General features: G+C 32.8%; 34 protein-coding genes. 9 read left to right on the top strand and 25 right to left on the bottom strand.

Annotated elements, in window-relative coordinates:
- The gene (locus tag MMJJ_RS04060) at window positions 1-1,791 is read left to right on the top strand and encodes a DUF2341 domain-containing protein (protein WP_104837792.1); all 1,791 of its coding nucleotides are present in this window, start codon (window positions 1-3) and stop codon (window positions 1,789-1,791) included.
- Between the two features lie 9 nt (window positions 1,792-1,800).
- On the opposite strand, the gene MMJJ_RS04055 is transcribed toward MMJJ_RS04060, so the two are convergent.
- The 10 genes from MMJJ_RS04055 to psmA form a co-directional block, all read right to left on the bottom strand.
- Window positions 1,801-2,070 carry a NifB/NifX family molybdenum-iron cluster-binding protein gene (locus MMJJ_RS04055; RefSeq protein WP_104837791.1) on the bottom strand — a complete coding sequence of 90 codons (270 nt, stop codon included), beginning with the start codon at window positions 2,068-2,070 and terminating at the stop codon, window positions 1,801-1,803.
- Window positions 2,071-2,082: 12 nt separating this feature from the next.
- Window positions 2,083-2,457 carry a dihydroneopterin aldolase family protein gene (locus MMJJ_RS04050; protein ID WP_104837790.1) on the bottom strand — a complete coding sequence of 125 codons (375 nt, stop codon included), beginning with the start codon at window positions 2,455-2,457 and terminating at the stop codon, window positions 2,083-2,085.
- Window positions 2,450-3,466 (bottom strand): DHH family phosphoesterase, encoded by a 1,017-nt coding sequence (locus MMJJ_RS04045; RefSeq protein ID WP_104837789.1) that lies wholly within the window; start codon window positions 3,464-3,466, stop codon window positions 2,450-2,452. The genes MMJJ_RS04050 and MMJJ_RS04045 overlap by 8 nt, the downstream gene beginning before the upstream one ends.
- 37 nt (window positions 3,467-3,503) lie before the next feature.
- Window positions 3,504-3,845, bottom strand: coding sequence for a prefoldin subunit beta (locus MMJJ_RS04040; protein WP_011170189.1), 342 nt, complete (start codon window positions 3,843-3,845; stop codon window positions 3,504-3,506).
- A 57-nt stretch (window positions 3,846-3,902) separates the two neighbouring features.
- Window positions 3,903-4,154, bottom strand: coding sequence for a KEOPS complex subunit Pcc1 (locus tag MMJJ_RS04035; RefSeq protein ID WP_013998692.1), 252 nt, complete (start codon window positions 4,152-4,154; stop codon window positions 3,903-3,905).
- A gap of 7 nt (window positions 4,155-4,161) precedes the next feature.
- On the bottom strand, window positions 4,162-4,656 hold the full coding sequence (locus MMJJ_RS04030; protein WP_104837788.1) for an rRNA maturation protein: 495 nt from the start codon (window positions 4,654-4,656) through the stop codon (window positions 4,162-4,164).
- A complete protein-coding gene (locus tag MMJJ_RS04025; protein WP_011869173.1) occupies window positions 4,656-4,796 on the bottom strand; it encodes a DNA-directed RNA polymerase subunit P in 141 nt (46 codons plus the stop codon). Before MMJJ_RS04025 ends, MMJJ_RS04030 begins: the two co-directional genes overlap by 1 nt.
- Window positions 4,797-4,850: 54 nt before the next feature.
- Window positions 4,851-5,141, bottom strand: a complete 291-nt coding sequence (rpl37A, locus tag MMJJ_RS04020; protein ID WP_011170193.1) for a 50S ribosomal protein L37Ae — start codon at window positions 5,139-5,141, stop codon at window positions 4,851-4,853.
- 29 nt (window positions 5,142-5,170) lie between these two features.
- Window positions 5,171-5,875 carry a ribosome assembly factor SBDS gene (locus MMJJ_RS04015; RefSeq protein WP_104837787.1) on the bottom strand — a complete coding sequence of 235 codons (705 nt, stop codon included), beginning with the start codon at window positions 5,873-5,875 and terminating at the stop codon, window positions 5,171-5,173.
- A gap of 98 nt (window positions 5,876-5,973) precedes the next feature.
- Window positions 5,974-6,753 carry an archaeal proteasome endopeptidase complex subunit alpha gene (gene psmA, locus MMJJ_RS04010; protein ID WP_104837786.1) on the bottom strand — a complete coding sequence of 260 codons (780 nt, stop codon included), beginning with the start codon at window positions 6,751-6,753 and terminating at the stop codon, window positions 5,974-5,976.
- Between the two features lie 173 nt (window positions 6,754-6,926).
- Here psmA and MMJJ_RS09495 point away from each other — a divergent pair, with 173 nt between their 5' ends.
- Window positions 6,927-7,223 carry an iron-sulfur cluster biosynthesis family protein gene (locus tag MMJJ_RS09495; RefSeq protein ID WP_276329394.1) on the top strand — a complete coding sequence of 99 codons (297 nt, stop codon included), beginning with the start codon at window positions 6,927-6,929 and terminating at the stop codon, window positions 7,221-7,223.
- 62 nt (window positions 7,224-7,285) lie between these two features.
- Here MMJJ_RS09495 and MMJJ_RS04005 read toward each other — a convergent pair whose 3' ends face one another.
- Complete coding sequence (locus tag MMJJ_RS04005) at window positions 7,286-9,394, bottom strand: acetate--CoA ligase family protein (protein ID WP_104837785.1); 2,109 nt, start codon at window positions 9,392-9,394, stop codon at window positions 7,286-7,288.
- Window positions 9,395-9,542: 148 nt separating this feature from the next.
- On the opposite strand from MMJJ_RS04005, the gene MMJJ_RS04000 reads away from it, so the two are divergent.
- Together MMJJ_RS04000 and MMJJ_RS03995 are read left to right on the top strand one after the other, a co-directional pair.
- Complete coding sequence (locus tag MMJJ_RS04000) at window positions 9,543-11,069, top strand: NAD(P)H-hydrate dehydratase (protein ID WP_104837784.1); 1,527 nt, start codon at window positions 9,543-9,545, stop codon at window positions 11,067-11,069.
- 20 nt (window positions 11,070-11,089) lie between these two features.
- A complete protein-coding gene (locus tag MMJJ_RS03995) occupies window positions 11,090-11,989 on the top strand; it encodes a PHP-associated domain-containing protein (protein ID WP_104837783.1) in 900 nt (299 codons plus the stop codon).
- A 34-nt stretch (window positions 11,990-12,023) separates the two neighbouring features.
- Here the strand turns inward: MMJJ_RS03995 and hisH are convergent, their stop codons facing one another.
- The 7 genes from hisH to MMJJ_RS03960 form a co-directional block, all read right to left on the bottom strand.
- Complete coding sequence (gene hisH / locus MMJJ_RS03990; protein WP_104837782.1) at window positions 12,024-12,635, bottom strand: imidazole glycerol phosphate synthase subunit HisH; 612 nt, start codon at window positions 12,633-12,635, stop codon at window positions 12,024-12,026.
- Window positions 12,636-12,646: 11 nt separating this feature from the next.
- On the bottom strand, window positions 12,647-13,192 hold the full coding sequence (locus MMJJ_RS03985; RefSeq protein WP_011170201.1) for a TATA-box-binding protein: 546 nt from the start codon (window positions 13,190-13,192) through the stop codon (window positions 12,647-12,649).
- Window positions 13,193-13,323: 131 nt separating this feature from the next.
- Window positions 13,324-13,623, bottom strand: a complete 300-nt coding sequence (gene rpl12p / locus MMJJ_RS03980; protein WP_011170202.1) for a 50S ribosomal protein P1 — start codon at window positions 13,621-13,623, stop codon at window positions 13,324-13,326.
- Window positions 13,624-13,704: 81 nt separating this feature from the next.
- A complete protein-coding gene (locus MMJJ_RS03975) occupies window positions 13,705-14,712 on the bottom strand; it encodes a 50S ribosomal protein L10 (RefSeq protein WP_104837781.1) in 1,008 nt (335 codons plus the stop codon).
- A 13-nt stretch (window positions 14,713-14,725) separates the two neighbouring features.
- On the bottom strand, window positions 14,726-15,367 hold the full coding sequence (locus MMJJ_RS03970) for a 50S ribosomal protein L1 (RefSeq protein ID WP_011170204.1): 642 nt from the start codon (window positions 15,365-15,367) through the stop codon (window positions 14,726-14,728).
- A 178-nt stretch (window positions 15,368-15,545) separates the two neighbouring features.
- Window positions 15,546-15,836 carry a DNA-directed RNA polymerase subunit L gene (locus MMJJ_RS03965; RefSeq protein WP_013998699.1) on the bottom strand — a complete coding sequence of 97 codons (291 nt, stop codon included), beginning with the start codon at window positions 15,834-15,836 and terminating at the stop codon, window positions 15,546-15,548.
- Window positions 15,833-16,450: a DUF2067 domain-containing protein gene (locus tag MMJJ_RS03960; RefSeq protein ID WP_104837780.1), complete on the bottom strand. Its 618-nt coding sequence runs from the start codon at window positions 16,448-16,450 to the stop codon at window positions 15,833-15,835. Before MMJJ_RS03960 ends, MMJJ_RS03965 begins: the two co-directional genes overlap by 4 nt.
- Window positions 16,451-17,118: 668 nt before the next feature.
- Between MMJJ_RS03960 and MMJJ_RS03955 the strand changes: the two genes are divergently transcribed.
- The 4 genes from MMJJ_RS03955 (at window position 17,119) to MMJJ_RS03940 (ending at window position 20,029) form a co-directional block, all read left to right on the top strand.
- A complete protein-coding gene (locus MMJJ_RS03955) occupies window positions 17,119-17,316 on the top strand; it encodes a hypothetical protein (protein WP_104837779.1) in 198 nt (65 codons plus the stop codon).
- 232 nt (window positions 17,317-17,548) lie between these two features.
- Window positions 17,549-18,478, top strand: a complete 930-nt coding sequence (locus tag MMJJ_RS03950; protein ID WP_104837778.1) for a tyrosine--tRNA ligase — start codon at window positions 17,549-17,551, stop codon at window positions 18,476-18,478.
- Between the two features lie 17 nt (window positions 18,479-18,495).
- Window positions 18,496-19,551, top strand: a complete 1,056-nt coding sequence (locus MMJJ_RS03945) for a mechanosensitive ion channel family protein (RefSeq protein ID WP_104837777.1) — start codon at window positions 18,496-18,498, stop codon at window positions 19,549-19,551.
- Window positions 19,552-19,585: 34 nt separating this feature from the next.
- Entirely contained in the window at window positions 19,586-20,029 is a 444-nt protein-coding gene (locus MMJJ_RS03940; RefSeq protein ID WP_104837776.1) for a DMT family transporter, read from the top strand.
- Between the two features lie 39 nt (window positions 20,030-20,068).
- Here the strand turns inward: MMJJ_RS03940 and MMJJ_RS03935 are convergent, their stop codons facing one another.
- Genes MMJJ_RS03935 through truA form a run of 3 tightly spaced genes read right to left on the bottom strand, consistent with a single transcriptional unit; the run spans window position 20,069 to window position 22,248 of the window.
- Window positions 20,069-20,710, bottom strand: coding sequence for a MarC family protein (locus tag MMJJ_RS03935; protein ID WP_011170210.1), 642 nt, complete (start codon window positions 20,708-20,710; stop codon window positions 20,069-20,071).
- A gap of 19 nt (window positions 20,711-20,729) precedes the next feature.
- Complete coding sequence (locus MMJJ_RS03930; protein WP_104837775.1) at window positions 20,730-21,446, bottom strand: hypothetical protein; 717 nt, start codon at window positions 21,444-21,446, stop codon at window positions 20,730-20,732.
- A 13-nt stretch (window positions 21,447-21,459) separates the two neighbouring features.
- A complete protein-coding gene (truA, locus tag MMJJ_RS03925) occupies window positions 21,460-22,248 on the bottom strand; it encodes a tRNA pseudouridine(38-40) synthase TruA (protein ID WP_104837774.1) in 789 nt (262 codons plus the stop codon).
- A gap of 256 nt (window positions 22,249-22,504) precedes the next feature.
- On the opposite strand from truA, the gene larC reads away from it, so the two are divergent.
- Window positions 22,505-23,719 (top strand): nickel pincer cofactor biosynthesis protein LarC, encoded by a 1,215-nt coding sequence (larC, locus tag MMJJ_RS03920; protein WP_104837773.1) that lies wholly within the window; start codon window positions 22,505-22,507, stop codon window positions 23,717-23,719.
- 9 nt (window positions 23,720-23,728) lie between these two features.
- Here the strand turns inward: larC and MMJJ_RS03915 are convergent, their stop codons facing one another.
- The 4 genes from MMJJ_RS03915 to comA are packed head-to-tail and all read right to left on the bottom strand — an operon-like array spanning window position 23,729 to window position 26,679.
- Window positions 23,729-24,388 carry a (Fe-S)-binding protein gene (locus MMJJ_RS03915; RefSeq protein ID WP_104837772.1) on the bottom strand — a complete coding sequence of 220 codons (660 nt, stop codon included), beginning with the start codon at window positions 24,386-24,388 and terminating at the stop codon, window positions 23,729-23,731.
- A gap of 1 nt (window position 24,389) precedes the next feature.
- Window positions 24,390-25,088, bottom strand: coding sequence for a GTP-binding protein (locus tag MMJJ_RS03910; RefSeq protein ID WP_104838583.1), 699 nt, complete (start codon window positions 25,086-25,088; stop codon window positions 24,390-24,392).
- A gap of 25 nt (window positions 25,089-25,113) precedes the next feature.
- Window positions 25,114-25,905 (bottom strand): ATP-binding cassette domain-containing protein, encoded by a 792-nt coding sequence (locus MMJJ_RS03905; RefSeq protein ID WP_104837771.1) that lies wholly within the window; start codon window positions 25,903-25,905, stop codon window positions 25,114-25,116.
- Between the two features lie 18 nt (window positions 25,906-25,923).
- Window positions 25,924-26,679 carry a phosphosulfolactate synthase gene (gene comA, locus MMJJ_RS03900; protein ID WP_104837770.1) on the bottom strand — a complete coding sequence of 252 codons (756 nt, stop codon included), beginning with the start codon at window positions 26,677-26,679 and terminating at the stop codon, window positions 25,924-25,926.
- Window positions 26,680-26,870 lie beyond the last annotated feature (191 nt).

Genomic DNA, 26,870 nt, shown 5'->3' with positions numbered 1-26,870 from the left:
ATGTATCTTTCTCAAAGCACTACAACTCTTGTATTATTATTGTTACTGACTGCCACTTTAACATATAATACATTGGATTTGCAAAAAAATCAAGTTTTAACTGAAATGGAAGCGTCTTCAATAGACTTAAAATCTTCTTCCTTAGAACACATAATCGAAAGCTCTCTTCCAACAGTGTTTAACCGAGTATTAAATGATGCAGAGCTGGAAGTAATCGACAATTATAATAACAACCCTTCAGGAGACCCTTTTTTTGAGTCTACTAATTATACTTTAGCGTATTTAAAAAATGGGACGGAAGATATAATAGTGAAGGATTATCTTGAAAATGTAAGCGAAGAATATTCTAATTTAGGATATACTATCGATTATAATTTTAGCATGACAAATATTACGATGGTTGACGGGTTCACCTTTAAATTGGATTATGATTTGTATTATAAAATCCAAGGAAACAAAGGCGTTATCAAAGAAGAAAATATTTCTTCATTTCAATATTCCACTGTAAAAACGGTTTTGGATGCTTACCATTACATAAAACCTACATATGTCGGAGTAATAAACGTATCTAATCCTAATGCAGAAACACTGTATGATTTTCAGGTAAAAGTGGTTTTTAACGACTCTAATTTTGATTATTCAATAGAACCTACTGGAGAAGGTCTTAGATTTTATGACGAAAATGGGAATTATATCCCTTATTGGGTTGAAGTATGGGATTATAGTGACGATGACAATGATCGAACATCAGTGTTGTGGTTAAAAGTTCCAATATTGGATGCGAATATAAACACGTCAGTATATATCTTGTCAACATATCCAAAAATTTCAGAAAGCAATGGTAATAGAGTATTTGAAATGTTTGATGATTTTGAGGATAGTAATTCACTCTATTCAAAATGGAATGTTTACAGGGGGGATTGGGAGTATATTTCCAATTCAAATATATATTCAAACAGTCTTTATAATGAAAATATTATAACATGTCAGGATGCACCAGACATTGCCAGAATGATCTCCACAGAAAATACAAGTTTAAGTGAGTATATTGTGGAAGTTGATTCAATGGGTTATTTTGCATTCCATGATAGCACTCCTGGCCCTTATACAATGCTTGGATTTTTTGCAGACCCTGAATATTTGGCAGAAACTACAACCCACCCTGATGCTTTTTATTCAGTTGACATGAGTAGCGTACATGGCGCATTATTTACCCTTACTGGATCCAATTTAATATGGGATTTGAAAGTATTCGATATTTTCTTCGGACTTTCCAAAGAATATCCTGTTGATTATAATAATGTACTTCGGACATACGTTGGAACAGATTTCTTCAATGCTCCTCTTGAAAATGAATGGTATACAATTAAATTGGAAGTTTTAGATGACGATATTCAGGCAAAATATTGTACCTTGGAAGATTATATATCTGACAATGAACCCGATTGGATGATTTCAGAAGAGAATCTTGAGAAATACGGAACTTATTTTGAACTGGGTACTTCAGGAGGAAGTTTGATAGATGCTTATGATATCTATTTCGATAATTTCCGTGTTAGGAAATATGCTTCAATAGAACCAACAACAAATATTTACTCTTTATCAAAAACAGTAGGAATAAATTATATAACGCCCCCAAGAGCAGAAGGTACCCGGTATGTTTTGGGAAGTGATTATAACCTGTACTATGAAGAAGCGGATAATTACCCATCAATAATCGACATGCTTGCAGGAGAAGATTTTAAATCTTGGGAGTACGGTTATGGATTAAAATTAAAAGGATATCAATAAAAATAAAATTTATTCAATTTTTTCTAAATTTCCTTCGATAAATTCCAAAATGCAAACGTCAACATCGTTTTTTTCACAAAAATAATTTTCCATTTTTCCATTAAATTTTTCGCGTTTGTTTACGATAATTGCATTTGGTTTTTCTTTTAACATTTCTTCAAGAGTTAATAGTGTTTTTGTATCAACAACTTCCTTTTCTTCAATTTTAAATATTAAAAAATATTTTGCAGAATCAGCGTCTGAAATTGTGTCCATATCCATTGGAACTGCAACTTTCATGAGTTTCACCTTTTAAATTTTTTCAACGTACATTAATGGATAATCGAGTTCTTTAATGTATTTTAATCTTAAAAGAGCACGGTTTTTCTCAGTTTTTACAGTTAGGGATACATCAAGCATTTCGCCAGTTAATGAAACATATTTTCCATCTTCGATTATTCCAACAATTGATACAGAAACATCTTCAATAAATGGCTGGTTTTTCAAAGATTCAGACATTGCAATTTCTAAACTTTTTTTAGTTTTTTCGCTAACAGGTGTTCCAACAAATTGGTGGAAAAGTGCTCCAAGTGAAATACCCCCTTCAAAAACTGCTCTTTCCCGATCACTTAAATTTTTAAAGTATGAATCAAAAATTTCATTTTTTTCAAGGCTTTTTTCAGACATTTTCTACACCACTTAATTCTTCTTCAAGAGACTTAATGCAGACAGAAAGAACAGAATCAACTGCTTCTTCTTTAGTTTTTTCTTTGTTCCAAGGGGCATTTAAGCCAGCAGCTTCAGCATGCCCTCCACCTTGCCCATCTAAAATTTTTGCAACTTTTTCCATAAGGGCCCCCATGTGGATTTTTTTTGAAATTGCTTTTCTTGAGCGCACACTTATTCTAATTTCTCGATCCCTTTTTCTTGCAGCAACAACAAATGCAATGTCTGCCCCAATACTTACGATTGTTTTTGCACAGGAAGCTTCATGAGAACTTGCATGGGATATTGCAATAGTGTAGCTATCAAGTTCCATTAATTCCATCCTGCTACAAGCTTTTAAATGTGCAATTCTTTTGCTTGGATCACTTTCTTGGCTTAAAAGATAAAGTACTTTTTGAAAAGATACATCTTTCATCAACCACGAGATTATATTAAAGGTTGATTCTTTTGCAATTTTCAAATGTTTTGTATCATACAAAATACCGCATAAAAGCCCTATTCGGATATTTTTTGGAGGGTAAATCTTCATTTCTCTGAATAAATTTGCTACAATTTCACAAGTTGAAGTTGAATTTTCATCAACAATATAAAATTTGCAGAAATTTATAAGATCGGTTTTTTTGTGATGATCTATTAAAATAACATCTGAATTAGTTAGTTCTTCTGAATTTACAGTTACCTGATTTATTGAAGAAGTATCAACTAAAAAAACAGTTTTTGGTAATTTTGGATATTCTATAATTTCAATTTTTTCGTTTAATTCTTTCAGTATTGATCGTGAAAGTTTACTTACAGAATCTGCAGATATTTTTAAATTTTTTTCTTTTGATTTTTTCTTAGAAAAGCTGTTTGCAAGCTGTTTTAAACCGATTGCAGCACCAACTGCATCAGGATCTGCGTTATGGTGACATAGAAATATAATATCATCATTTTTTAGATAATCTTTCAATATTTCAATTTTTTTTTTCATAAACAGACCTTAAAAAAGAGTATAGTAAAAAATTAATTTATTGGCCCTGACCCATTACTTTTTGGAGGCTTTCTTGTAATTCAGTGTATCTTTTCTGCATTTTTTCTTCTTGTTTTTCAAAGGTAGTTACTCTTAACTGGAGTGTTTCTATCTTTTCACTTAATTCTTCTTTTACTTCAGCCTTGTTTCTTTTAACGAGGATTCCACCAGCCATCTTAAATACTTCTTCGGAATCAGATTTTTCCATTTCTTCAATAGCTTTTTCCATTTCCTTTAATTGTGTTTCAAACTGCTGTTTTTGGTACATTATCATTTGTAACTGCTGCTGGAGTTGTTGGAATTGCATTAATTGATTTTGAACGTTTGCAGGTAATTCCATGATTTCAATCCTCTTTTAGGTTTAATTTATTTTTAAACTAATTTTATTTACCAATTATTATTCATCTTCTGTTAGTTTATATATACTTTCTGCAACTTTTATCCAACGAATATATGAATAAATAGACGCTTTTAAGATACTCAATTCGTCAGAAATGCACGAAATAATAATTGAATTTTCAAAAAGGTCCATTTTGCACTTTGATCGAACTTGCGATGCGACATGTTCTGGATAAACAGATTCATAAATAATTCTGGCTTTTTTTGGAGTTTCAAAAGTCAATTTTAATGTAAATTTGGGATATGTCATAATAACACTATTCAATATCGAGTATTTTTACAGTTTTTATTTTCAAACTCGGACCCATATTTTCTGAGCCTTTGTGAACTTCAATGTAAAATGTGGACTCATCAACCGTTTTAAAGGTAATTACAACTTCAGAATTCTCTTCCTTATAATTACTCAATTTTTTGAATAAGTATTCAAAGAAGAATTCTTTTAAATGTTCAGTATTTTTATCAAACTTTGAACCCAGTTTTCCAGAATTTTTAAATGCTTTTCCTGAAACTTCCCGTTGAAGTTTTAAGGATAAGTTCATAGAAAGAATTTTATTATTTTCAAAATTAAATATTTTGAGCCTTCCAGGGTTTCCTTTTAGTTCTTCTACAATTATCATATCGTCCTTATTTTCGATTAGCTCGGAGAGAGGAATTTTTCCTCGGTTTAATATTTTAAAATTAAAAACCCTCGCTAAATCATTTACAAGGCTTCTGGTTCTTTGAGAAGGTTTTCTGGAAGTCGTAATTATCATTATCTTGCCTGAACTTTTTTAACTATTTTAGGTCTTAATTTTATCAAAACTCTGTTACTACAGTGAGGGCATTTAGCTTTTAATCCTATTTCATCAAGAGTTACGATTTTTCCGCAGTTGGAACATCTGTACTCTGCCATAATATCACCTAAAAAAGCTTAAAATGAAAAATAAATGGTTTAAAAATAATTAAATTAGATTTCTCTACTTTTACTTTCAATAACTCTTCTGATTGCTTTTGTAACAACTTTACCAGCACCAGTTTCAGGAGTGTATGCTCCACCAGCGATTTTTGCACCGCATTTTTCACATACCCAGATAGAGGTTCCTGCTCTTTTTAATTTAGGGAATGCACAAACAGGGCATTTGTAATCTTTGTTTTGTTTGATTTCAACGTCTCTTAATCTTACTCTGATTTTTCTACCGTATCTTGATCCAAATCTTCCTGCTGAACCAATTTTTTTAGTGTGGCTAAATTCTACCATTATTTCACCTGTTTCTATCCGTAAATTGATTATTCATATCTTTTAAGTACTTTAGTTTGAACAGTTCCTTTTGTAAGTTTGTTCAAATGCATGTAAAATTCGTTTTCAATACCACTCGGAATTTCGATTACAAGAACAAGCGAACCATCGCCCAACCATTCTTCCTGTTTAGTTGCGCCATATTCATGAAGTGTGTGGTAGGCATTTGCAGCGAATTCTCCAAGAATTTTGACTGCAACATCCCTTTTTTCAAACTTAATGGGTAAAAGTTTCCTCAATTCCTTAATAATCTTAGGAATTTGTTCTTCAGCGCTTTTGTAAATATCAACACTGAGTCTAGCTTCTTCCATAGCGTTTTCAATCCTTTTAGGCGGGTGAGGTGTATCAGTCTGGGGGTTTATCGTGTTTTTTGAAATTATCGACACGATCTGCTTTCTTTTTAGTTCTTGTATTTCTTTTCGCTGGTTAGCTGTTAATTGAACAGTTCCTTTTTTTAGTATCTGTTCTGCAATTTCCAAAGGATTTAACGTTTCAAAAATCTTCAAAAGTACGTCTTCTGGAACTTTTTCTCCTTTTCCAGAGTCCTTGTAAACCGTTTCAGCGGCCAAGATTTCTGAGATGCCTATTGGCTGTCCTTCTTTAAATTTAGCTGCCAAGTATGGATCCACGAGTATTTCGAATTTTTCCCCATGTGATTGAAGCCTTGCTATAACAGCATTGTCCAATGACACCATATCTATCCCTTCTTTTATTTATATACCTTTCCCCGCATTAAATAAAACCATAATTTGGGTTTTTTCAGGTATTTATTCTCAATTTATCTTAATTTAACTTATTCACTATCTTCTTCGCCTTTATTTTTTTCAGCTTCCTCTTCTTCAGCCTTAACTTTTTCGTAAACTGCTTTTACGATTTTTTCAATTTCATTAACACTTATTTTTTCAACTAATTTTCCAGAATCTTTTATTATGGCCATATCAATATTTTCAGGCTTTAATTCTTCAGTAGTTTTACTTAAAGCGTAAAGTGCTAATTCCATTCCTTCGCTAACAGTCATATTTTCGTCGTATTTTGATTCAAGAACTTCCATTGCGATAGGCCTTCCAGAACCAATTGCTGTAGCTTTGTATTCTATTAAAGCTCCACTTGGGTCAGTTTCAAACAGTCTTGCACTGTGTCTGTCGATTCCAGTAATTAAAAGTGCTAAACCAAATGGTCTTGCACCACCGTGTTGAGTGTATGCCTGTTTAATGTCGCAGATTTTTTTTGCAAGTGCTTCAACAGTGATTGCTTCACCATAAGAAACCCTGTTCATCTGAGCTTCGATTCTCGCTCTATCAATTAAAACTCTTGCATCCGCAACTAAACCTGATGTAGCAGCTACAATATGGTCGTCGATTTGAAATATTTTTTCAATTGATGAAACGTCAATTAATTTACTTGTAATTCTCCTATCGACTGCGAGAACCACTCCATCTTTACACTTAATTCCTACAGCAGTAGTTCCTCGTCTCACTGCTTCTCTAGCATATTCAACCTGATAAAGTCTTCCTTCAGGGCTGAATATTGTTATTGCTCTATCGTATCCTGATGCTGGAACCATTTGTTGCATATAATTGCCTCCAAAATTTAAATTAATAAGTATGAATTGTAAATTAACGGATATAATAACTACTTTTCGCTGAATTTTTATATATATCTATCTTTTTATCCTCCGAAACACACTTCCGCTATATATTAATATATTAGAAAATCTAATATATTCATGTACAGATAGGTGATAGTATGATCCCTGTAACAATTTCTGAAGAAGCAATGGAATTTATAAACGAAAAAATAAGCGATACGGGTTCAAAAGACTTGATCGTGTTTTTCGAAGGATTTGGTTGAGGGGGTCCTAAATTCGGGATTGACACAGCAAGTAAAATCCTTGAAACAGATGAAAAAATTTACGATGAAGAGTTTAGAATCTTTATCGACAAAATGGCAAGACAGGTATTAAACGAAGTATATATCATCGTTAAAAAATCCGTTTTCAGCGGAAAATACCTGGCAGTAAAAGGAGCAGGTGGATGCTGTTAATTTAAGAACCCTAAATAGGGATTAAAGACAGCATACCTTATTTTTTTCTATTTTTTATTGTATTATTTTGTTATAATTAATGCATCTCCAACGAATCCGCCTTGGCCTTCTTCTTTGATAAATGCAGGGTTGATGTCGATTTCACTTATTTCATCATAAGTTTCCATTAAAACTCCAACTCTAACGATCAATTCTTTTAAGAATTCGATATCGCTTCTTTTTTCGCCTCTAACTCCTTCTAAGATTTTATATGATTTTAGGGAGTGAAGTATTTCTCCAGCGTATTCTTTTGTTATCGGGGTAATTCCAAAGGAAACATCCTTTAAAACTTCTACGAATATTCCCCCAAGCCCAGTCATAACAACAGGCCCAAATACTGGATCTCTTTTAGCACCAATAATAATTTCTTTTCCGGTGACAAACTGTTCGATTAAGACACCATCGATAATTCCATCGATTTTTCTATCAAACAAATATTTTTCCCCATTTTTCATTATCGTTTCAAATGCTTCAGATGCATCACTAGGATCGATTATAACACAACCTGCATCTGATTTGTGTAAAATATCTGCTGAAACAACTTTCATTACTACTTTTCCTAAATTTTCAGCGTATTCTTTAGCTTCTTCTTTAGTTGTGGCAACAAATTTTTCAGGGATTGCAAATCCATTCAATTTTAAAAACTCTTTTGAGTTGCTTTCATTTGCATTTGCAAGCAGTTCATCAATTTTTTCAGGGTTTTTAGTTTTAGCTTCTGCAATTTCGGCTCTGATTTCATTTAAGTATTCAGGGCTGTCGTATTTGTCCATGAGGTGGCTTTGTCTGTATAAACAAGCCAATGCGTGAACTGCAAGTTCTGGGCAGATGAATGAAGGAATTCCTTTTTCCTGTAAGTAGCTTCTTGCTTCTAATACGGAAGTTCCTCCAACAAATGAGGCAACAATTGGAATTTTATCTTTTTTACATATCATGTAGTTTTTAAGTTTTACAAGTTCTCTAGCAACACCAAGAGCATCAGTCATTCCTTGAGGGGTTAATATTGCGAGTAATCCATCTACGTTTGGATCATTTTCAACCAACTCAAATGCGTGTTTGTATCTATTGACATCTGCATCCCCAATTAAATCCAATGGATTTGAAATACCTGATGTATCCGGTAAATATTTTTTCAATTCAGAAACAGTTGTCGCCGAAAAGTCTGCAAGTTCGAGTCCACATTTTTCAACAGAATCTGCTGCCAAAACACCAAATCCGCCTGCGTTTGTTACAACAGCAAGTTTTTTGGATCTCATTGGGGGTTGTACTGAAAATATTTTTAAAAGATTTACGAGGTCTTCAAAGCTTTCTACATTAAATACACGACTTTTTTTGAATGCTGCATCGTATACTGCGTTGTTTCCTGCAAGACTTCCTGTGTGTGAAGAAGCAGCTTTTGCACCTTCTTCGGATTTTCCACTTTTTAAAACAATTACTGGTTTTTTCCTTGAGATTTTTTTAGCAGCACTAATGAATTTTTCGTCCTTTAAACCTTCGATATAAAGCGCTACAACTTTCGTGTGAGGGTCATTTTCAAGGTAATTTAATAATTCATACTCTTGAACATCGATTTTGTTACCCATACTCACGATTTTTGAAAATCCTAGGTTATAATAATTTGCAATATCAAGAAGTGCAGTCATGATCGCTCCACTTTGCGATATAAACGCAATATTTCCCATTTTTGAAAATTCTTTACTGAATGACGCGTTTAAATGGTTGTGAAGATTTATCACACCAAGACAGTTTGGACCGATTGTTCTAATTCCATACTGTTCGCTAATTGCTTTTAACCGGTCTTCTAGCACGTGGTTGTTGGTTTCTGCAAATCCTGCCGTAATAATTATTGCAGCTTTTACTCCTTTTCTTCCACATTCTTCCATAGCATCTACTGCATATTCTGCAGGAATCGATATAATTACAAGGTCTGGAGTTTCAGGAATGTCTAAAACAGAACCGTAGCATTTAATTCCATATACTTCGTTGTATTTTTTGTTAACAGGATATACTTTTCCACCGTGTTGTTTAAAATTCAACAAGTTTTTCATTACGGACTGTCCTACTTTTCCTTCTATTTCTGATGCACCAATTACTGCAACGGATTTTGGGTTGAATATTCCTTCAAGCGTGTTCATATAAATCCCTCGGTTTGTTATATTCTGATAAACATAATCATAATTATAATTAATAATAATTAACAATAGGTAATTACAGTTTAATTTAATATATGTATTTTTCGGATTGAATGATTGTGATAAATTCAGTTTTCAGGTGTTGAAGGGTATGAAAGACATCAAATGCGTTCAGAAAACAGGAAATATTTTAGAATTTGAACAGCTAAGAGAAAAACTCGGGATTATTGATAAAAAGGACGTATCTTCTTTAGAAATAAAGGTGATTGACGAAAATTCAGAACAGTACGGAATCTCAAAAGAAAAATTAATGGAAAATGCTGGAAGGGCAGTTTACGAAGAAATTGCTAATTTGAACTTTGATTTTTCAAAAGTGTATGTATTGTGCGGAACAGGAAATAATGGGGGAGATGGGTTTGTTATTGCAAGACACATATCGAATAATTTTGCTACATTTGTCGTATTAGTTGGAAACGAAAGAAAAATAAGAACTTCTGAAACTCAAAAAAACTTTAATATCCTCAAGAATATGGAAGTTTTTGGTAATTTAGAATATATGAATATTTTAGAAAATGAAAATGCAATTGATCTAATAAAAACGCTTGAAAATGAACTAAAAAATGAAAATGTATTGGTAATTGATTCAATGCTTGGAACAGGAATTACTGGAAATTTAAAAAATCCTTATTCAACAATAGTTGATTATTTGAATGATTTAAAGAGCAAATACTACGAAAATTTGAAAATAATCAGTGTGGATATTCAAACTGGAAATCTGAAATCTGATCTGGAAGTTATACTCCACAAAAGAAAAGTTGAAAACAAAAATAAAAATTTTGTTGTTAAAAATATTGGAATTCCAAAATATATTGAAAACATGGTTGGAAAGGGCGATTTTTATTTATTGAATAAAAGAAAACTAAATTCCCATAAAGGACAGAATGGAAAAGTTTTGATTATTGGTGGATCAAAAGAATACCACGGCGCACCTGTTTTTTCAGGCCTCGCAGCTTCTAAATTTGCAGATATTGTGACAGTGGCGTCAGTTTCAAATGTTATAGGTACTGTTAGAAATTATCCTGAATTAATGCCTTATGAATTAAATGGCGAATATATCGGTCAAAAAAATACCGATGAGCTTTTAAAACTGTCTAAAAATTATGACTGCACGGTTTTAGGTAGCGGACTTTCATTAAATTCGAGTACAAAAGAGTTTGTAAATTCGTACCTAAATGAAACAAATGGAAAAGTAGTTATTGATGCAGATGCAATAAAGTTGATTGATTATGGTAATTTTGAATTTAAAAATAATTTTATATTCACTCCGCACAAAAAGGAATTTGAATACATGAAGGATTATGTTAAAAAGTATGCTAAAAACCAAGGTTTTAATTCAACAGTGGTATTAAAAGGAAGTATCGATATAGTGTTTGATCCAGATAATATTAAAATGAACATTACTGGAAATCAGGGAATGACTGCCGGTGGGACAGGGGATATATTATGCGGAATTATCGGTGCAATTTGTGCATGCAATGACGCATTTCCTTCAGCCTGCTGTGGAACTTATATAAATGGATATTGCGGAGATTTACTCGAAAAAGAGTACGGATATTATTACAATTCAACGGATATTATCAAAATATTGCCAAAAGCACTTAAAGAACTTTTATATTAATTAATTTATTGAGGGAACTCATGGAAAATGATGTATTTAAGGCAGATATGCATATACACACTAAATATTCTGGAATGATGAAATATATGGGACTAAAATTTCCAGATTCAGTTGAAGAGCCGTTAAAGGTACTGAAATGTGCAAAAGCAAATGGCATGGATATCATTGCTGTAACCGACCACAACACGATTAAAGGAGCTCTTGAAACAAAAAAATATGAAAAAGAGTTTGGAATTGAAGTTGTAGTTGGAAGCGAAATAATGTCAAAAGATGGTGAAATTTTAGGATTATTCTTAAATGAGGATATCCCAAAAAGGCTGAGTGCCGAAGAAACTATCGAAAGAATCCATGAACAGGGCGGACTTGCAGTATGCCCTCACCCTTACAGTCCGATTTGTGAGGCAATAGGGGATAAAGTATTTGAACTTGATTTTGATGGTGTTGAAGTTTACAACGCATACCACAGGGATGGAATTGTAAATAATATTGCACTTGATAAAGTTTTAAAAAACTACCACAAATCCCCTTTTGCATTTTTAGGAAATAGTGATGCGCATTTAGCAAGAATGATTGGAAATGGAAACACTAAATTTGAAGGAAACTCTGCAGACGATTTATTTAATGCAATAAAACACAGAAAAACAACTTACGAAGGAACGCCAACTCCACTTTCGGATATAATTTTGTGGAGCTACAACGTGATTTACGCTTCAGAAAAAGCACTTTTAAAATCAATGGTCAAAAAAGACGATAATATTGTAAATTACAATTGTTCAAAATTTAAAAAAGGCATTGCCGCATTTGGCGGGTTAATGTACATTGGAACACCTCTACCGCTTGTAGCAGGGGTTTTAGGGAATATATATCTTAAAAAGAAAGCAAAACAGAAATTAAAAGAAGTAATTCAAGAAGTTATTTAATTTTTAAGTTTTTTATTTTTTATTTGTTAAGTAATTAAATTAATTCAACGAAGTTTTCAATCATTTTTAAACCGTTTTTACCACTTTTTTCAGGATGGAACTGGGTAGCATAAACGTTTTTTTTATTCAAAATGCACGGGAATTCGTAACCGTAATTAGTAGTTCCTGAAATTACGTCTTTTTCTGAAGGATTCACGTGGTATGAATGTACAAAGTAGAAATATTCATTATTTGCTATTCCTTCAAAAAGGGGAATATCTTGAACCTGATTTACAGTATTCCAACCCATGTGGGGGATTTTTTCAGAATGTTTGAATTTTATAACGTCCCCTTTTATCACACCAAGGCCTGGAGTTTCTGGACATTCTTCACTTTTTTCAAGTAACAACTGCATACCTAAACAAATTCCTAAAAATGGAACCTTTTGAACGCATTTATTAATTATTTCATTTAAAGAGCAGTCTCCTGTTTTTTGGGAAATATTTTTCATTGAATCTCCAAAATTCCCAACACCTGGAAGAACTATCTTGTCAGCACTTAAAATAGTTTCAGGGTCACTTGTAACAACGATGTTTTTTGTGTATAATTCAAGTGCCTTTTCGATACTTCTCAAGTTGCCTGCATTATAATCAATTATTGCAATCACGATTATCCCGTTTAATATAATTCTTCTTCAAGTTCTTTTAATGTTTTAGATATTTTATCAAATGCTATGTATGCATCTTCGATTACTTTTAATCCGGTAATTACAACTTTTCCACTACCAAATATTAATACAACAACTTTAGGTTCGCTCAATCTGTAAACTAATCCTGGGAACTGTTCTGGTTCGTATTCTGTACATTCTAATGTGGATATGTCATCTAAGTTAGGTTCCATTCCAAGTTCGGTTGTAGCAACCATGTTTTGTACTTTTACTTCAGGATTGTCAATAAGGTCCATTCCTGCTTCTTTTAATTCTTTAACGATTTTGTTTATTGCAATTACTGCATCTTCCTTACATCGTGCACCGGTGCAATTTAACTTACCACTTCTAAATATCAAAAGTGCAACTTTAGGTTCGCTCAATCTGCAAACAAGTCCCGGGAACTGTTCTGGTTCATATTCTGCGTTATCCAATATATCTGCGGCATATTCTAAGTCAATATCAGTTCCTATCTGTGTTGATACAACTACGTTTACAACTTTGATTTCAGGTTCCATCATTTTCACCAGTTTATATATCTGCTATAAATTTCTATTTATATAGTATATAAACATTTATACTTCTGATTATATATTTAAATATACCAATTTATATGCCTAAAATAAAAAGAGAGTATTCGGAAAAGTAATTATCCGAATAAAGCACCAAGACCTGCAGCAGCTGCTGCTCCTGTGTCTTCTTTTTTCTCTTCTTTCTTTTCTTCAACTGGTGCAGCAGCTGCAGCTGCAGGAGCTGCAGCAGCTACTGGTGCGATTGCAGCTTTTTCGATAGCTTCTGCAATGTCAACACCTTCTAAAGCAGCAACCAAAGCTTTAACTCTAGCTTCGTTTGCTTCAACGCCACCAGCTACTAATATAGCTTTAACAGCGTCTTCTGTGATTTCTTTACCTGCTGAATTTAATAATAATGCTGCGTATATGTATTCCATAAAGTACACCTCCAAGATGTATGAACCTTTTTTTGAAATTATCCGTTTATGTATATATTTTTATTGGTATTATAAGTTATTTTAGAAGAGCATTCCAAGACCTGCAGGAGCTGCAGCTTCTTCTTTTTTCTCTTCTTTCTTTTCTTCAACTGGAGCTTCTGCAACTGGTGCAGCTGCGCCTGACGAAATTTTTCCTTTTAAGTCTTCGTCTAAAGCGTCATCGCCAGCAAGACCTGCAACAGCAATCATTTGAGCGTAAGCTTTTCCAAGGATTGCATCAGCGGTTTTATCTGTTACGAATGCACTTTCAACTGATACAGCTTTTGCATCGTTGAATGCTTTTTGAACGATTGTTTCAACTGTCGCGCTTGTTGGGATAACAGCGTTAACTGACAAGTTGAATGCACTTGTGAATGCTTTTTGGATTTTTCCAACGAATTCTTCTTCGTCGATTTTTAAATCACTTTCAGTGTAAATAACACCATCTTCGTAAACTCCGAGTACGTTTAAACCAACTGTAACTGGTTTAATGTCTAATGCAGAGAGTACAACTGCAAGTTTCTGTGAAACAACTTCGCCTTCTTTTACAACGATTTTGTCTTCTTTGATTCCGATTTTACCCTTATCAATAGCAGCAGGGATTCCAACTGCTTTCAATTCACTTAAGAATGGTCCTGGTGGCATTCCTGTTGATCCAGCTTTAACTTCAATATCGCATGGAGCAATAGCGCCTCCTTTAACAGGTGCAGGGCTTTTACTTTCATCAAGTGTTTTGTATAATTTGAAAGGGTTCATTTCGGTAGCAATGATTGCAGCCCCTTTGTCCATGTAATCTACTAATTTAGCAAATTCTGGATTTCCGGTTTCTTCAGCAACTTCTTCAATTGCCCTTTTCATGAGTGTGTTTCTTGACATTTTTAATGTCATTTGATCTCTGATTTTGTCCCTGATTTCTTGGAGTTGTACCGCAGGAACTTCCATCATGTCAATTAATGCAATAATGTTTGAACTTTTAAGTAATTCTTTTAATGCATTAACTTCTTCAATTTTCCAAGGGGCAATCTTATGTTCTGATTTAGCTTCGATCATATTTTCAACCCCTCTATTTCTCAATAGGAGCAGCTGCGCCCATTGTAAGTTTTGTAAATGCATTTTTAACGTGGTAGAGTCCTTTTTCGTATTTTTTAGACACTACGTTTAAAATTGCTTCGGCATTTGCAGCAAGTTCATCGTCGCTCATTGATTCTGTTCCGATGTATACCTGGAATAATGCTTTATCCCTGGTGTTTATTGCAACGGTTTTTTGGAATCTAGCAACTAATGGAGCTAAGTTTGCATTTGCAGGCACTGGTTGTGGCATTTTACCTCTAGGACCTAGAACAGGACCTAATGATTTACCGACCAATGGCATCATATCAGCTTGAGCGATAAAGAAGCCGTGTGCGTTAGCAATTTTTTTAGCTGTTTTTTTGTTTTTACCTAATTCTTCTAATTCTTCCTGTCTTATTACAGTGAGGCCCATATCTTCTGCTTGAGCAGCCAAGTCACCTTTCGCAATAACCGCAATCGCTACGTCTTTACCTCTTCCACTTGGTAAAACGATTTGCTCTTTCAACCTGTTTTCAGGTCTTGAAAGATCCAACTCTTTTAAGTTGACGATGAGATCAACGGATTGCGTGAAGTTTCGCGGCTTAGCAAGAGTTCGAGCCTCCTTCACTGCGTTCAGTATTTTTTCACTGTCCATGTTGATGCCTCCTGTAATTATTTAATCGCGCCAATGCGATCTAAACATGGGGCAGACATACTATCACTTACTATTATATATAAGTTACTGAGTTAAAAGAGGCCACTTTTTTAGAATTCAAGTTAAAAATAAGGTTTTTCGAGTTAAAAAAATAAATTATGCCGATATAAAATATCAATTATAAATCTTCAAGGGTTTTGTTACAAAGATCGACGATATCTTTCAAAGCTTCTTTTAAAACTGTTTCAGCATCTGTTTTTTCATCGGTTTTTAACATTATCGTTGGATTTGAAATGTATCTTCCAGTGTCAGGATCTAAAACCGGGTGTTCTACGCCATATGATGCAAGAATAACGCCATCTTTTGATAACAATATTTCTTTTACTAAATTGCTTAAAGAGTGGTCGTCATTTACTAATTCTAATTCGATGAAGTTTTTGTTTTTTTCAATGATTTTAACGTAGTTCATTTTTTCACGCTCAAAAGTTCTTTTCTTGTTAGATTTATATCTTTATTGAGAACAATTTTTTCGTCTTCTTCTCTAAATAATTCTTTTTCGAGTCCTTCTTCGATTAATTCATCGATATCTCGCCCTGTTATATATACTGCAAGAGTTAATACATTTTTAACAGGTTTTGAGCCAATATTATAAAAGTTGAGTTCAGAATAAATGTCAAGAATGTCTTTTAAGATGCTGTTAATTTCTTCAATTTTTCTTTCACACTTGATTACGTTTTCATCTTTTAAATATTTAAAATTAATTTTTAATGCAGAAAGAGTATCCAAAACAAGGTCTTTGTTCACAGGATATTTTAAATCATTTAATTTGTACTCGAATAATCCTTTTGTGTCTGCATTGTATTTATTATGGACTGTATCTATAATAGTAAGTATATTTTTATGGTCTTCTACGAGTTTGTACTTTTCATCGCCAAATATCTTTATTCTTGCACTGTTATATGCCCTATTTTCCGCATAATTTGCTTTTGCGTCAAATGAATAATCAATGCCTAATTTAGATATCCTTTCGCAGATTTCAATAATTTCTTCTTCAGTTCCTTTTATTGATATTATTCTTTTCATAATTCTCACCAGATAAATCCAAAAATCGTCTCTTCAAAAATAGATATAAAACTTCAAAAAGGTTAAGCCGTGTCGTATATAAAACTATGTAGTTATACATTACGTCTCAAAAATATAAAACTGTTGGCAGAATAAAAATAGTTTTTTTAACAATTGGCGACTACACAACAAAAATGTTATATAGATTATTGCCCATATGGGTAATAGTCCTGCAAAACTTCTATCTGATTTTTATGTTTGATAAAAACATTAAATATTTGCAGGATACTTCTATTCATCAAATTTCACTCAGCCAATTAAAAAAGAGAAAGTAAGGCGATTATTAAAAAATTTATTTATTCTGCTGTTTTTGTTGCTGTTGTTGCTGAGCCTGTTTTTGTTGCTGTTGTAGTTTCTTTTGTTCTTGCTGTTTTTTAGTGTCTGGCATATTTATCACCCCTTTTTGTACAATATATATTTTATTTCTGATATATTTAAAATTTATCAGATTAATGGAGTCATTTTTTTAATTAAACGTATAATTGTAAATTATAATCAATAATATCTATTTTTAAGCCTTAAATCGTTTCACGGCTGAAAATCAATTTATAAATTTAGCGTCAGTAAAACTCTAAAAATTTATTTAACTGGTTTTGAAGAGAATTATATCTATAAACGGAGGGGTAGTAATGGTACATGTTTCATATTCGAGCGTAACTGAAATGCTCGACCACTGGAAATTTAAGAAAAACATGCGAAATAGGATAAAAAAAAGCTTTAATTTAGAAAGACTTTTCAAAACCCATGAAAAGTACAGGGATTTGGAAAGTATGGTATATAATAACATAAAAAAACGAGAAGAAAAGGAAAAGAAATCAAAAAAGTAGATTAATTATTCTAAAATTACTTTTTTTAGCGATAAAACTTGAATGTTTGGACTTTTTTGTTTGTTTGTTAAAATCAGATTTTTATTCAATTTTATCAAAAAATTAGAAAAGTATAAATCGGTAAGTTTAGACATTAGTATAAACACAATTACTTTTGTAAAAGAATTATTATAATAACCCAAATTACGAATAAACGTTTTTATTGTTAATATTTGTAAAATCAGGCGAAAACATGTTAGAATCTATATTAAAAAACACTTCAGAAATAGTATCCATCGAAGAATTAACTGAACTCTTAAAAAAAGAAGAAAAAATTGCATATATTGGATTTGAACCCAGTGGAAGAATTCACATGGGCCATTACTTGCAGATAAGAAAGATGATCGATCTTCAAAAGGCAGGATTTAAAATAGTAATTTTACTAGCGGATTTACACGCTTACTTAAATCAAAAAGGAACAATGGATGAAGTAAGGGCTCTCGGTGAAGAAAACAGAAAAGTATTCGAAGCAATGGGGCTTGTTGCAGATTACGTTTACGGAAGTGGGTTCCAGTTAAAAGACGAATATACAATAGATGTTTACAAACTTGCACTTTCAACTACATTAAACAGGGCAAGAAGAAGTATGGAAGTAATTGCCAGGGAAGACGAAAACCCGAAAGTCGCAAGTGTGGTATATCCACTAATGCAAGTGAACGACATAAAACACTTAAATGCTGATGTTGCAGTTGGTGGAATGGAGCAGAGGAAAATACACATGCTTTCAAGGGAAATTTTGCCAAGCATGGGATACAAAGCACCAGTATGCATACACAATCCTGTTTTAACGGGGCTTGATGGCGAAGGTAAGATGTCTTCATCAAAAGGAAACTTCATTGCAGTAGATGACGATGAAGCTACAATCAAGAAAAAAATGAAAAATGCATTCTGTCCGATGAAAGAAGTTTCAGGAAACCCCGTTTTAGAAATTGCTAAATACTATTTAGAATACCCTGTAACTGTAAAAAGGCCAGAAAAATTTGGTGGAGATTTAATTTTAGAATCTTACGAAGCTTTAGAAAATGCGTTTGTTGAAGGACTTCACCCAATGGATGTTAAAAACCTCGTTTCAGAACAATTAATTGAAATTTTAAGACCTATCCGCGAAAAAATGAATAAATAAGGATAAATAGTGAAATTATGGCGTTAGATCAATTATATTTTGGAAATACCCTGTATTCATACATGATATTTTTAATATTCATATTTTTCGGGGTATTCTTTGGAAAAGTAATGTACATATTTTTAAATAAGTACGTAAGAGTTCTTGCAGGAAAAACAAAAACTAAATTAGATGATGTAATACTTGATGCAGTAGAAATCCCATTAATAATTGTGGTTTTCGTTTTATTTTTCAAGTATGGATTAAATAATTTAGTTTTATCTGGTAATTTAGCTTTGTGGCTCAATGAATCTTTAACTGTGGCAATAACCTTTGCAGGAGTTTTATTTTTACTTAAAATTGTGGATGATATAATTGTAAATTATGTTGTCCCAATCGTAGAAAAGTCAGAAAATACGCTCGACGACCAACTTGTTCCATTAATGAGAAAACTGGTCAAATTTTTGATTTTAATTGCAGGGCTCCTGCTTATTTTATCAAATGTGGGCTACAACATTTCAGCACTTCTTGCAGGACTTGGTATCGGCGGTTTGGCAGTTGCGCTTGCTGCAAAGGACACGATTGAAAATTTAATTGCAGGATTTATCATAATTGTTGATCGACCTTTTAAATTGGGCGACTGGATAAAATGGGGCGGAAAAGAGGGAATTGTGGAAGAAGTAGGAATTAGGAGTACCCGTGTTCGTTCATTTGGGGACACATTAATTACAGTTCCAAACGCAAACATTGTTCAAACTGAAATTGAAAACTTTTCAGAGCGAAGAAAAAGGCAGGTAAAAGCAACAATTGGTTTAACTTACGACACGCCAGTTGAAAAAGTAAAACGTGCAAAAGAAATAATAGAAAACGTTTTAAATGATCATCATGGTGTTGTAGATCCAATAAGGGTATCATTTGTTGAATTTGGCAGTTTTTCACTTGATTTAAGAGTTGAATACTTTGTAAGGGATTTCGGGTTTGATTTCTTCTTAAATACTAAGGATGAAATAAATATCAAAATAAAAGAAGAATTTGAAAAAGAAAATATTGAATTTGCATTCCCTACTCAGACAGTATACTACAAAAAAGAATAATTAGATTTTATTTTTATATTTTTAAGGGAAAATTATGGATAAGACGTGGGCGTTAATTTTTGCAATTGTTGTTGGATTTGTAGCATCACTTCAGCCGATAATAAATTCAAAACTAGGGGACCATATCGGTTCTAAAAATGCAGTATTTGTAAATTTCATAATCGGACTCGTTTTAATTGGTTTAATAATTTTAATTAGTGATCCGTCATCAATTAAACAGCTTTCAAAAGTACCTGCCATAAATCCAGTTTATCTTTTAGGAGGAATTATGGGCGTAGTTATTGTACTGCTTTCATTAATTGTAGTACCTGAGCTTGGAGCACTTTCCGCATTTTCAATCTTTGTTGGTGTTCAATTGATAAGTGGTGCGTTGATTGATCATTTTGGAATATTTGGAATCCAAAAATCACCCATAACGCTTCTTAAACTATTTGGGATTTCATTACTGCTGTTGGGCATGAGAATTCTGATTAAATAACATAAAAAAAGAATAAAAAAAGTTTTAAAAATAATTAAATTATCCAAAGACCATTAATATTCCATCAAGGGCCATCTGGATAGATATTGCAGTAAGTACAAGACCCATCATCTTTGTAAGTACTTTAAATCCGATTTTACCGAGCATTTTTTCTAAATCTTTTGAAAATTTCAGTACGAAGTATGATATAATTATACAAAGTGATATTGCAATTATCACGGAAAGTTTTCCGTCAAAATCACTAGTCTGCGCCATCATAGCAATAACTGCGCTGATTGAACCAGGACCAGTTAGTAATGGAACAGTTAACGGTACTATTGCAATTTCATCCATATCTTCAATTTCTTCGCTGTGACTTTTTAAATGGGATTCAAGTTTAGGGCTTTTTTCTACCTTGGAGGTGTTGCCCTGAATCATATCAAGTGCAATTAAGAATAGTAAAACTCCACCTGTAATCTTGATTGCAGGAATTGAAATTCCAAAAAACCCGATGATCTGATTTCCAAGAAGTGCAAACATCATTAGAAGTGCAAATGCGGCAAGCATAGATTTACGTATGATTTTTATTTTCTCAACTTTGGAGTACTGGCTAGTAAGGACTAAGTAAGTTGGAATTACTCCAAATGGGTTTAATATGGAAAATAATGATGTAAATGCCAGTATTATAAATTGTACGTCCATATTTTCAACTTTTTTTCATTTATAGCAGGTTATTTTTTCTTTTTATTCCATCATAGAGATCGATAGCATTTCCGTTTAAAAAGGCAGTCATTGTATAAATTACTCCAGGCGGTAGTATATTTGTTGGAGATCCCCTTTTAACAAAGTAAACGTTTTCAAATCCCAAAAGGCCCCCATAAATCATACCTGTAATTTTTTTCAAGTCTTTCACATTTTCAAGAGTGATTACCACGACAGGGTCATCCGTAGATACTCCAGAATATCCAATTCCTGGAATTTTTGTAGGTGTGTCTGAAACGCTTGACGAAGAATCATATCCAAATTTTTTTCCAATTTCTTCAACAAATAATGCTGCTTCATTTACAAAAGATTCCCCGCAATATGTATCAAATCCAATAATAATCGAATCTCCATATTCCGAAGGTGTTTTAGAAAGTGCATATGAAACACCTTCTCCAGCAGTTTCTGGATCATTAGAAACCCCATTTAAATCTTCAAAACCTTCAGCGTGTTTGTAAAGTAATTTAAACACGATGTTGTTAACTTCTTCAATTTTATCTTCAGAAACAAATGATGAAATTACAATATCGTCTCCAGTAACGTTTGTAATTGTGGATTTTACTCCAATTTTTGACATTTCTAACTGGAGTTCTCGTTCTAATTTTTCATTAACAACTTCGCTAGTTTCGACATCGTTTGAAGATATGTCGACACTTATTGAGGAGATGTACTTCACAATATCACTCTTTTCAGGTTTTCGATAAAACGGTTTTACAGAGTCCAAGTCTCATCAAACTGTTATTCAGGGATTTTTCCCAGCTATTTTTTAAGTTTCTAATGACATAACTATCCAAATCAATGTCAATATTAGTTTTGACGTCAACAAGTATTAAACCTTCGGCAGGGGATGGAGGATAGCCTTTTTTGTAGTCTTCTGATAAAATTAGTTCGATAAATTTTTCAGGATTCTCAAATTTATGTTTTCCAACATCTGAAAGGAGCCTTATAATTCTTCTAACCATATTCCAGAGAAAACTCTCTCCAAATATATCAATTGTGATGAAATAATCATTTGAAGATATTTTAATGTCGTAAAGCGTCCTGACTGGATCTTTTACTTTTGTTTTATCCCTTTTTGATAAATTCTGGAAGTAATGTGTTCCGATTAGTTTTTCAGATGCCTTTTTCATTAGTTCGACATCATGATTTTTATTTGGTAAAGTATACTGGTAGTGTCTGTATTCAATTTCCGGAAAAATTTCAATCTCTTTACATCCCAAAACCCATATTCCGTCCCATTTAAGTTTAGACTGAACTCTTGGAAGCACCGGTTTTTTGTCCATTTCATACACTACGTAATTTCCAAGTGCAGATACTCCTCGATCAGTTCTTCCACCATGATACAATGGAACTCTATCCTTGTTATCTAAATATCCACAGTCTAAAAGTGCATCTGAAATTCTGTCACAGACTGTTTCTCCGTGAGGCTGTGTTTGAAAGCTTAATTTTCCATCGTATGCAATCTTAAATATGTACATATTATCACAATTATATTTTGGAATTTCTTGGAATGTCCTCTTCGATATATTTTACAAATATATATAACTTATCAAAGTATCAAAACTTAAAATTTCAAAATAATTATCAGTAATTTCAAAGCTATTTTTTAATTGTTGCATCCAAGTTTAGATGGAATAGAATTTAATTTTTTTGTTTTGAAAACTCAGTTTTTTTAAAAATATTTAAATTTTAACATAAACATAGGTTAGTTTAACACCAATATCTTGTGATACAATGACAAAAGTTTTAGTAATCGACCCAAAAATTGCAGGGATGTCTGGAGATATGTTTGTTTCATCTTTGCTTGCACTTACAAATTCTTACGATTTAATGGACGACGTAATCGCAGAATTAGAAAAATTAAACAGTTGCAACTCATTTAATGCAGTATTAATGGATGAAAAAGTAAATGGAATTTCTGCAAAGCAGTTAAAAATTGAAATCGACGAAGAACGAATAAAAAATCCCGACGAATTAAAAGAAATTATCATAAATACTTCTAAAAATCTAATGTCGGAAAAAGGAGTTAAAATCTGTGAAAATATTATAAAAGATTTAATTGAAGCTGAACAAAAGCTTCACGGGGATCATTTTCATTTACACGAGATATCTTCATTAGATTCAGTTTTTGACATAGTCTTACCGATATTAATTTTAGAAAAAAATGGATTTTTAGATGGAAAAATTTATTCAACACCGCCTGCACTTGGAAATGGAAGAATATCTATGGATCACGGGATTATTCCAAGCCCAGCACCTGCAACGCTTGAAATTTTATGTAAACACGAAATAAAATGTTCAAAAGTAGATTCCGATTTTGAATTATTGACCCCCACTGGAGCTGCAATACTTTCAAACGTTACAGATGAATTTACGGATTCATATCCTGAAATAGTTCTTTTAAAAACAGGATATGGTGCAGGAACCAAAAGAATGGAAAATGTTCCAAATGTTTTAAGGCTTGTTGAAGGAAAAACGGATGAAAAAATAATTGAAAAAACAGTAATTTTAGAAACTAATATCGACGATATTTCTTCAGAAGTCCTGGCATACGCTGTTGAAAGGCTTTTAAACGAAGGAGCTCCTGATGTATTTATAACTCCTGTATTTGGTAAAAAAAATCGGCCATCAAGCATGATTTCTGTAATATGTCCTTATCACGTTCATGAAAAATTTGCAAAAATTTTAATTGAAGAAACAGGAACTTTGGGAGTTAGAATTAATCATTACGATAAAATAAGGGCTAAAAGAAGAATGGAAAAATTAAATCTTGATATAAATGGCATTAATTTTGAATTTGATGTGAAAATATCTAATTTAAATGGAGAAATCGTAAATATAAAACCTGAATTTGAAGATCTGAAAAAAATTGCAAAAAAACTAAATATTCCGTTAAGAGATGTTTTAAGAAATGCAAATAATAAAATAAATGAAAAATATGGCTTTTAATGTATACTATTACCATACTTTTAAATCAATTCCTTCGATTAAAACCCTATTTCCTTCAACCTCAACAACAACGCCGCTATGGACTTTCTGCATCATACAGTGAGTTGGGATAAATTTAACAGTTTTTCCAACTTCTGGAGTTTTACCATTATAAACTCCTTCAAATGCAGCAATGAGTGCAATTCCAACTTCGATATACTCTATTTTTTCTGTATTAAACCTGTTACAAGGGCCTTCAAGATGTACCACATACATTCCGTGAGCGTCATCGATTATTTCAGCAAAATGTGGAATTGGGCATCCAAGAGGTCGGTATTTGATATGATCTCCTTTTTTTATTGGATTTTTTGAAAGGATTATTAAAGTTTCCCTACAAGAATGCTCTTCTGGAAGGGGGTCGAGTAAAAAGTCAGCATCGTATCCATCTAAAAGTCCAACAAGTCCAGTTTTGGATTCACATGTTTTTTTAATTTCAAGAGATCCTAAAGTTGATGCAATTTCTTTTATTTTTTCAATATTTCCTTTAAATTCTTCTTTAAATAACAAAGGGCAGTTTTCAGGATTTTCTCCTTTAAGAATTTTTTCTGCGAAGAGATCACACCTTTTGAACCCGCAAGCTTTGCAGTTGTATCCTGGAAGCAGTTTGGTAATTTCTTTAATGTTTTCCATGTTATTCACCAATATATTTGGTAAATCCATCGATTCTTCTTAAAACGCCCCTATGGTGTTTTTTAGCAACTTTTGTTTCTCCAACACACAAAGTACAAACACAAAGTGGAGCGTTATGCCTTAATTCTTCATTTTCAAGGTCTACAATATCTTTTGCTTCCATTATTTCTTCAGAAATTTCTGCACAGCCCTGTCCACTGAGCCCATTTACATCGTATATAGTACATTTTGGATTCATTTCAAGAACTCGTTCTCTAAATACTTCCCTTTCAGCCTGAGATATAATATCTCCTTTAGTTATTGCAACAACATCGGCACTCGTTAAAAAAGGTCCAACTTTTCTGGGAGTATTTGGGCCAGATGTTGCATCGATTACGCAGATTCCAAGACTGTTTTTTGTGTACGGTGCACACCTGTGGCATAACCCAGCAGTTTCAATAATTAATGTATCAACACCTTCTTTTTCAGCCCATTCTGCCATTTCTTCTAAATTATAAATTGCAAAGTGGTCAGGACACATATCTTTACTTAATCCAACAAGTGTGGGAATTTTAAGTTTTCCATATCTTGCATCATCATCAGTATATAAACAGTCGATTTTAACAACCGCTGGCTTATTTCCTTTGTTTAAAAGCTGTTTTATTGTGTGAGTCATAACAGAAGTTTTTCCTGCACCGGGGGTTCCTGCAACAATTATCATTTTCAATATTTCACGTCCAATTCAATTAATTACCTGAAACTGCTGGTGTTTCTATGTCTTTTAAATTTAATTTTTCGCCATGTCTTACCTTTTCTCTCATAGAGAGCATCCAGCTATCAATTTCGCTCAATCTTTGTGATACTTCTTTTTCTTCTTCCGTGGTTTCGATGATTTCAGTCATTCCACCGTTTCGCATAACAACTCTTCGGGTAGTCATTAAGGCGAGAACCGGATCATGCGTAATTACCATGACAATTTTTCCGCATCCGGCAAGGAGTTCAAGTGCTTCGTGCTTTTTAATCCCTGCATTTTCAATTTCATCAATTAAAACAATCGGTGAGTCACTGATAACTGCAACATCTGCAACCATCAGGCTTCTTGACTGTCCGCCACTGAGTATTGTTAAGTTGTAGTCTTTTTCAATCGGCTCTCCGGTAAGTTTGTTTGCTAATTCGATTACTCTATCAACAATTCCTTCAGAATTCATGCCTCTGCTTTTTGCATGCATAATTAAAAATTCTTCAACAGTCATATCTGCTAAAAAATTCATATTTTGTGAAAGCTGGGCAATTCTTCTTTTTCTTGGATCCCTTCTCATTTCAACATCTGGAACCTTTCCGTTTACGAGTATTTTTCGATTTGATGGGGTATCTCCCTGAGCGAGCTGTTCAATATCGCTTATTAAATTTGATTTACCGCTTCCTGTTGGTCCAACTACTCCAAAGATTTCTCCCCGTTTTACAACTAGTTCTGTTACTTTTTCGGATTCTCCAAACTTGTTAAATCCACCAATAATCTTAATTTCTTCTATATTCATGAGTTACACCCTTTTTAATTAAATTTTTCCGAAAGTGTCCCCTCTTAATCCTCTTCTCAGAGTTTCCAGTGAAATTACTTCTTCAAAGGATATATTTCCAAGATTTACGTCATTCCCAAAACGTAATATAAATTCAACCTGCTGATTTTTTTGAGGTGCTTCAAGTATTATTTTATCCATATCTACGTTTTCAGCAAGTATCTCAAGTTCTTCCTTTTTCACGTTCCCTTTTTCATCAAAAAGCCCTATTGATTTTCCGCTTTCTCTACCTTCAATAATTACAAAGTCTGCACCGGATTCAAGGTCTTTTTTTACGAGTTCTATTCTTTCGTGGATTTCAAGTTCGCCATCTAAAACGATACTTTTTTTTCCAACTTCTGAAAGAACGATAAAACCTGCTTTTTTTGCCTGTTTTATTGCATAATCTTTGTCTTCAGGTTTTAAATCCATTGAACCATCAGATATTTCAACACATTCAAATCCTAGGTTCTTACACTCTTTTAAGTATTCTTCAAAAAGATTTTTTGAGAAACATACTTCAAAGAGTGTTCCGCCAGGGTATGTTTTTATGCCGTATTTTTTGTAATTTTCAATTTTTTCCTTAACCAGTTCTCTGGATTGAACAGCGCTTGTGCCCCATCCAAATTTCGCAAAAGTGATATATTTTCCACATACTTTTAAATAATCGTTAATAAAATCAGGAGACAGTCCTTTATCAATTATCATGGTATTTTCAATACCCTTTTCCAAGTTCAAAAAAGAAAATGCGTTCATATTTCCACGTCCATATCTTATAAGAAATAGAATTGGTAAAATTTTTATTATAATATCATTTTAAAATATTATATGATTTATCAATTATATATTTTTTCATTTGTACCCGGAATTTAATTTACAATAAGAAATATCATGCATTAAAACAATATCGCAACCAATAAAAAATAAAATGACTAATTATCAGTAGT

The sequence above is a fragment of the Methanococcus maripaludis genome (assembly GCF_002945325.1).
GTDB classification, from domain to species: Archaea; AGJL01; Methanococci; order Methanococcales; family Methanococcaceae; genus Methanococcus; species Methanococcus maripaludis.
The sequence above is the reverse complement of the archived record's forward strand: the minus strand, read 5'-3'. Positions and strand labels throughout refer to the sequence as shown.

Bases quoted from the DNA above. Each gene is read 5' to 3' on its own strand.
- MMJJ_RS03940 (WP_104837776.1), top strand. From the start codon at position 19,586: ATGGATAAGACGTGGGCGTTAATTTTTGCAATTGTTGTTGGATTTGTA.
- MMJJ_RS04005 (WP_104837785.1), bottom strand. From the start codon at position 9,394: ATGAACACGCTTGAAGGAATATTCAACCCAAAATCCGTTGCAGTAATT.
- MMJJ_RS04050 (WP_104837790.1), bottom strand. From the start codon at position 2,457: ATGTCTGAAAAAAGCCTTGAAAAAAATGAAATTTTTGATTCATACTTT.
- MMJJ_RS03975 (WP_104837781.1), bottom strand. From the start codon at position 14,712: ATGATCGAAGCTAAATCAGAACATAAGATTGCCCCTTGGAAAATTGAA.
- MMJJ_RS03955 (WP_104837779.1), top strand. From the start codon at position 17,119: ATGGTACATGTTTCATATTCGAGCGTAACTGAAATGCTCGACCACTGG.
- MMJJ_RS04055 (WP_104837791.1), bottom strand. From the start codon at position 2,070: ATGAAAGTTGCAGTTCCAATGGATATGGACACAATTTCAGACGCTGAT.
- MMJJ_RS04030 (WP_104837788.1), bottom strand. From the start codon at position 4,656: ATGATAATTACGACTTCCAGAAAACCTTCTCAAAGAACCAGAAGCCTT.
- MMJJ_RS04040 (WP_011170189.1), bottom strand. From the start codon at position 3,845: ATGGAATTACCTGCAAACGTTCAAAATCAATTAATGCAATTCCAACAA.
- MMJJ_RS03935 (WP_011170210.1), bottom strand. From the start codon at position 20,710: ATGGACGTACAATTTATAATACTGGCATTTACATCATTATTTTCCATA.
- MMJJ_RS03965 (WP_013998699.1), bottom strand. From the start codon at position 15,836: ATGAACTACGTTAAAATCATTGAAAAAAACAAAAACTTCATCGAATTA.
- MMJJ_RS03950 (WP_104837778.1), top strand. From the start codon at position 17,549: ATGTTAGAATCTATATTAAAAAACACTTCAGAAATAGTATCCATCGAA.
- MMJJ_RS03945 (WP_104837777.1), top strand. From the start codon at position 18,496: ATGGCGTTAGATCAATTATATTTTGGAAATACCCTGTATTCATACATG.
- MMJJ_RS04015 (WP_104837787.1), bottom strand. From the start codon at position 5,875: ATGGTGTCATTGGACAATGCTGTTATAGCAAGGCTTCAATCACATGGG.
- psmA (WP_104837786.1), bottom strand. From the start codon at position 6,753: ATGCAACAAATGGTTCCAGCATCAGGATACGATAGAGCAATAACAATA.
- MMJJ_RS03985 (WP_011170201.1), bottom strand. From the start codon at position 13,192: ATGGAACCTGAAATCAAAGTTGTAAACGTAGTTGTATCAACACAGATA.
- MMJJ_RS04025 (WP_011869173.1), bottom strand. From the start codon at position 4,796: ATGGCAGAGTACAGATGTTCCAACTGCGGAAAAATCGTAACTCTTGAT.
- MMJJ_RS03995 (WP_104837783.1), top strand. From the start codon at position 11,090: ATGGAAAATGATGTATTTAAGGCAGATATGCATATACACACTAAATAT.
- MMJJ_RS03910 (WP_104838583.1), bottom strand. From the start codon at position 25,088: ATGATAATTGTTGCAGGAACCCCCGGTGCAGGAAAAACTTCTGTTATG.
- truA (WP_104837774.1), bottom strand. From the start codon at position 22,248: ATGTACATATTTAAGATTGCATACGATGGAAAATTAAGCTTTCAAACA.
- larC (WP_104837773.1), top strand. From the start codon at position 22,505: ATGACAAAAGTTTTAGTAATCGACCCAAAAATTGCAGGGATGTCTGGA.
- rpl12p (WP_011170202.1), bottom strand. From the start codon at position 13,623: ATGGAATACATATACGCAGCATTATTATTAAATTCAGCAGGTAAAGAA.
- comA (WP_104837770.1), bottom strand. From the start codon at position 26,679: ATGAACGCATTTTCTTTTTTGAACTTGGAAAAGGGTATTGAAAATACC.
- MMJJ_RS03960 (WP_104837780.1), bottom strand. From the start codon at position 16,450: ATGAAAAGAATAATATCAATAAAAGGAACTGAAGAAGAAATTATTGAA.
- MMJJ_RS04000 (WP_104837784.1), top strand. From the start codon at position 9,543: ATGAAAGACATCAAATGCGTTCAGAAAACAGGAAATATTTTAGAATTT.
- MMJJ_RS03905 (WP_104837771.1), bottom strand. From the start codon at position 25,905: ATGAATATAGAAGAAATTAAGATTATTGGTGGATTTAACAAGTTTGGA.
- MMJJ_RS04035 (WP_013998692.1), bottom strand. From the start codon at position 4,154: ATGACATATCCCAAATTTACATTAAAATTGACTTTTGAAACTCCAAAA.
- MMJJ_RS03970 (WP_011170204.1), bottom strand. From the start codon at position 15,367: ATGGACAGTGAAAAAATACTGAACGCAGTGAAGGAGGCTCGAACTCTT.
- MMJJ_RS04045 (WP_104837789.1), bottom strand. From the start codon at position 3,466: ATGAAAAAAAAAATTGAAATATTGAAAGATTATCTAAAAAATGATGAT.
- MMJJ_RS03915 (WP_104837772.1), bottom strand. From the start codon at position 24,388: ATGGAAAACATTAAAGAAATTACCAAACTGCTTCCAGGATACAACTGC.
- MMJJ_RS04060 (WP_104837792.1), top strand. From the start codon at position 1: ATGTATCTTTCTCAAAGCACTACAACTCTTGTATTATTATTGTTACTG.
- rpl37A (WP_011170193.1), bottom strand. From the start codon at position 5,141: ATGGTAGAATTTAGCCACACTAAAAAAATTGGTTCAGCAGGAAGATTT.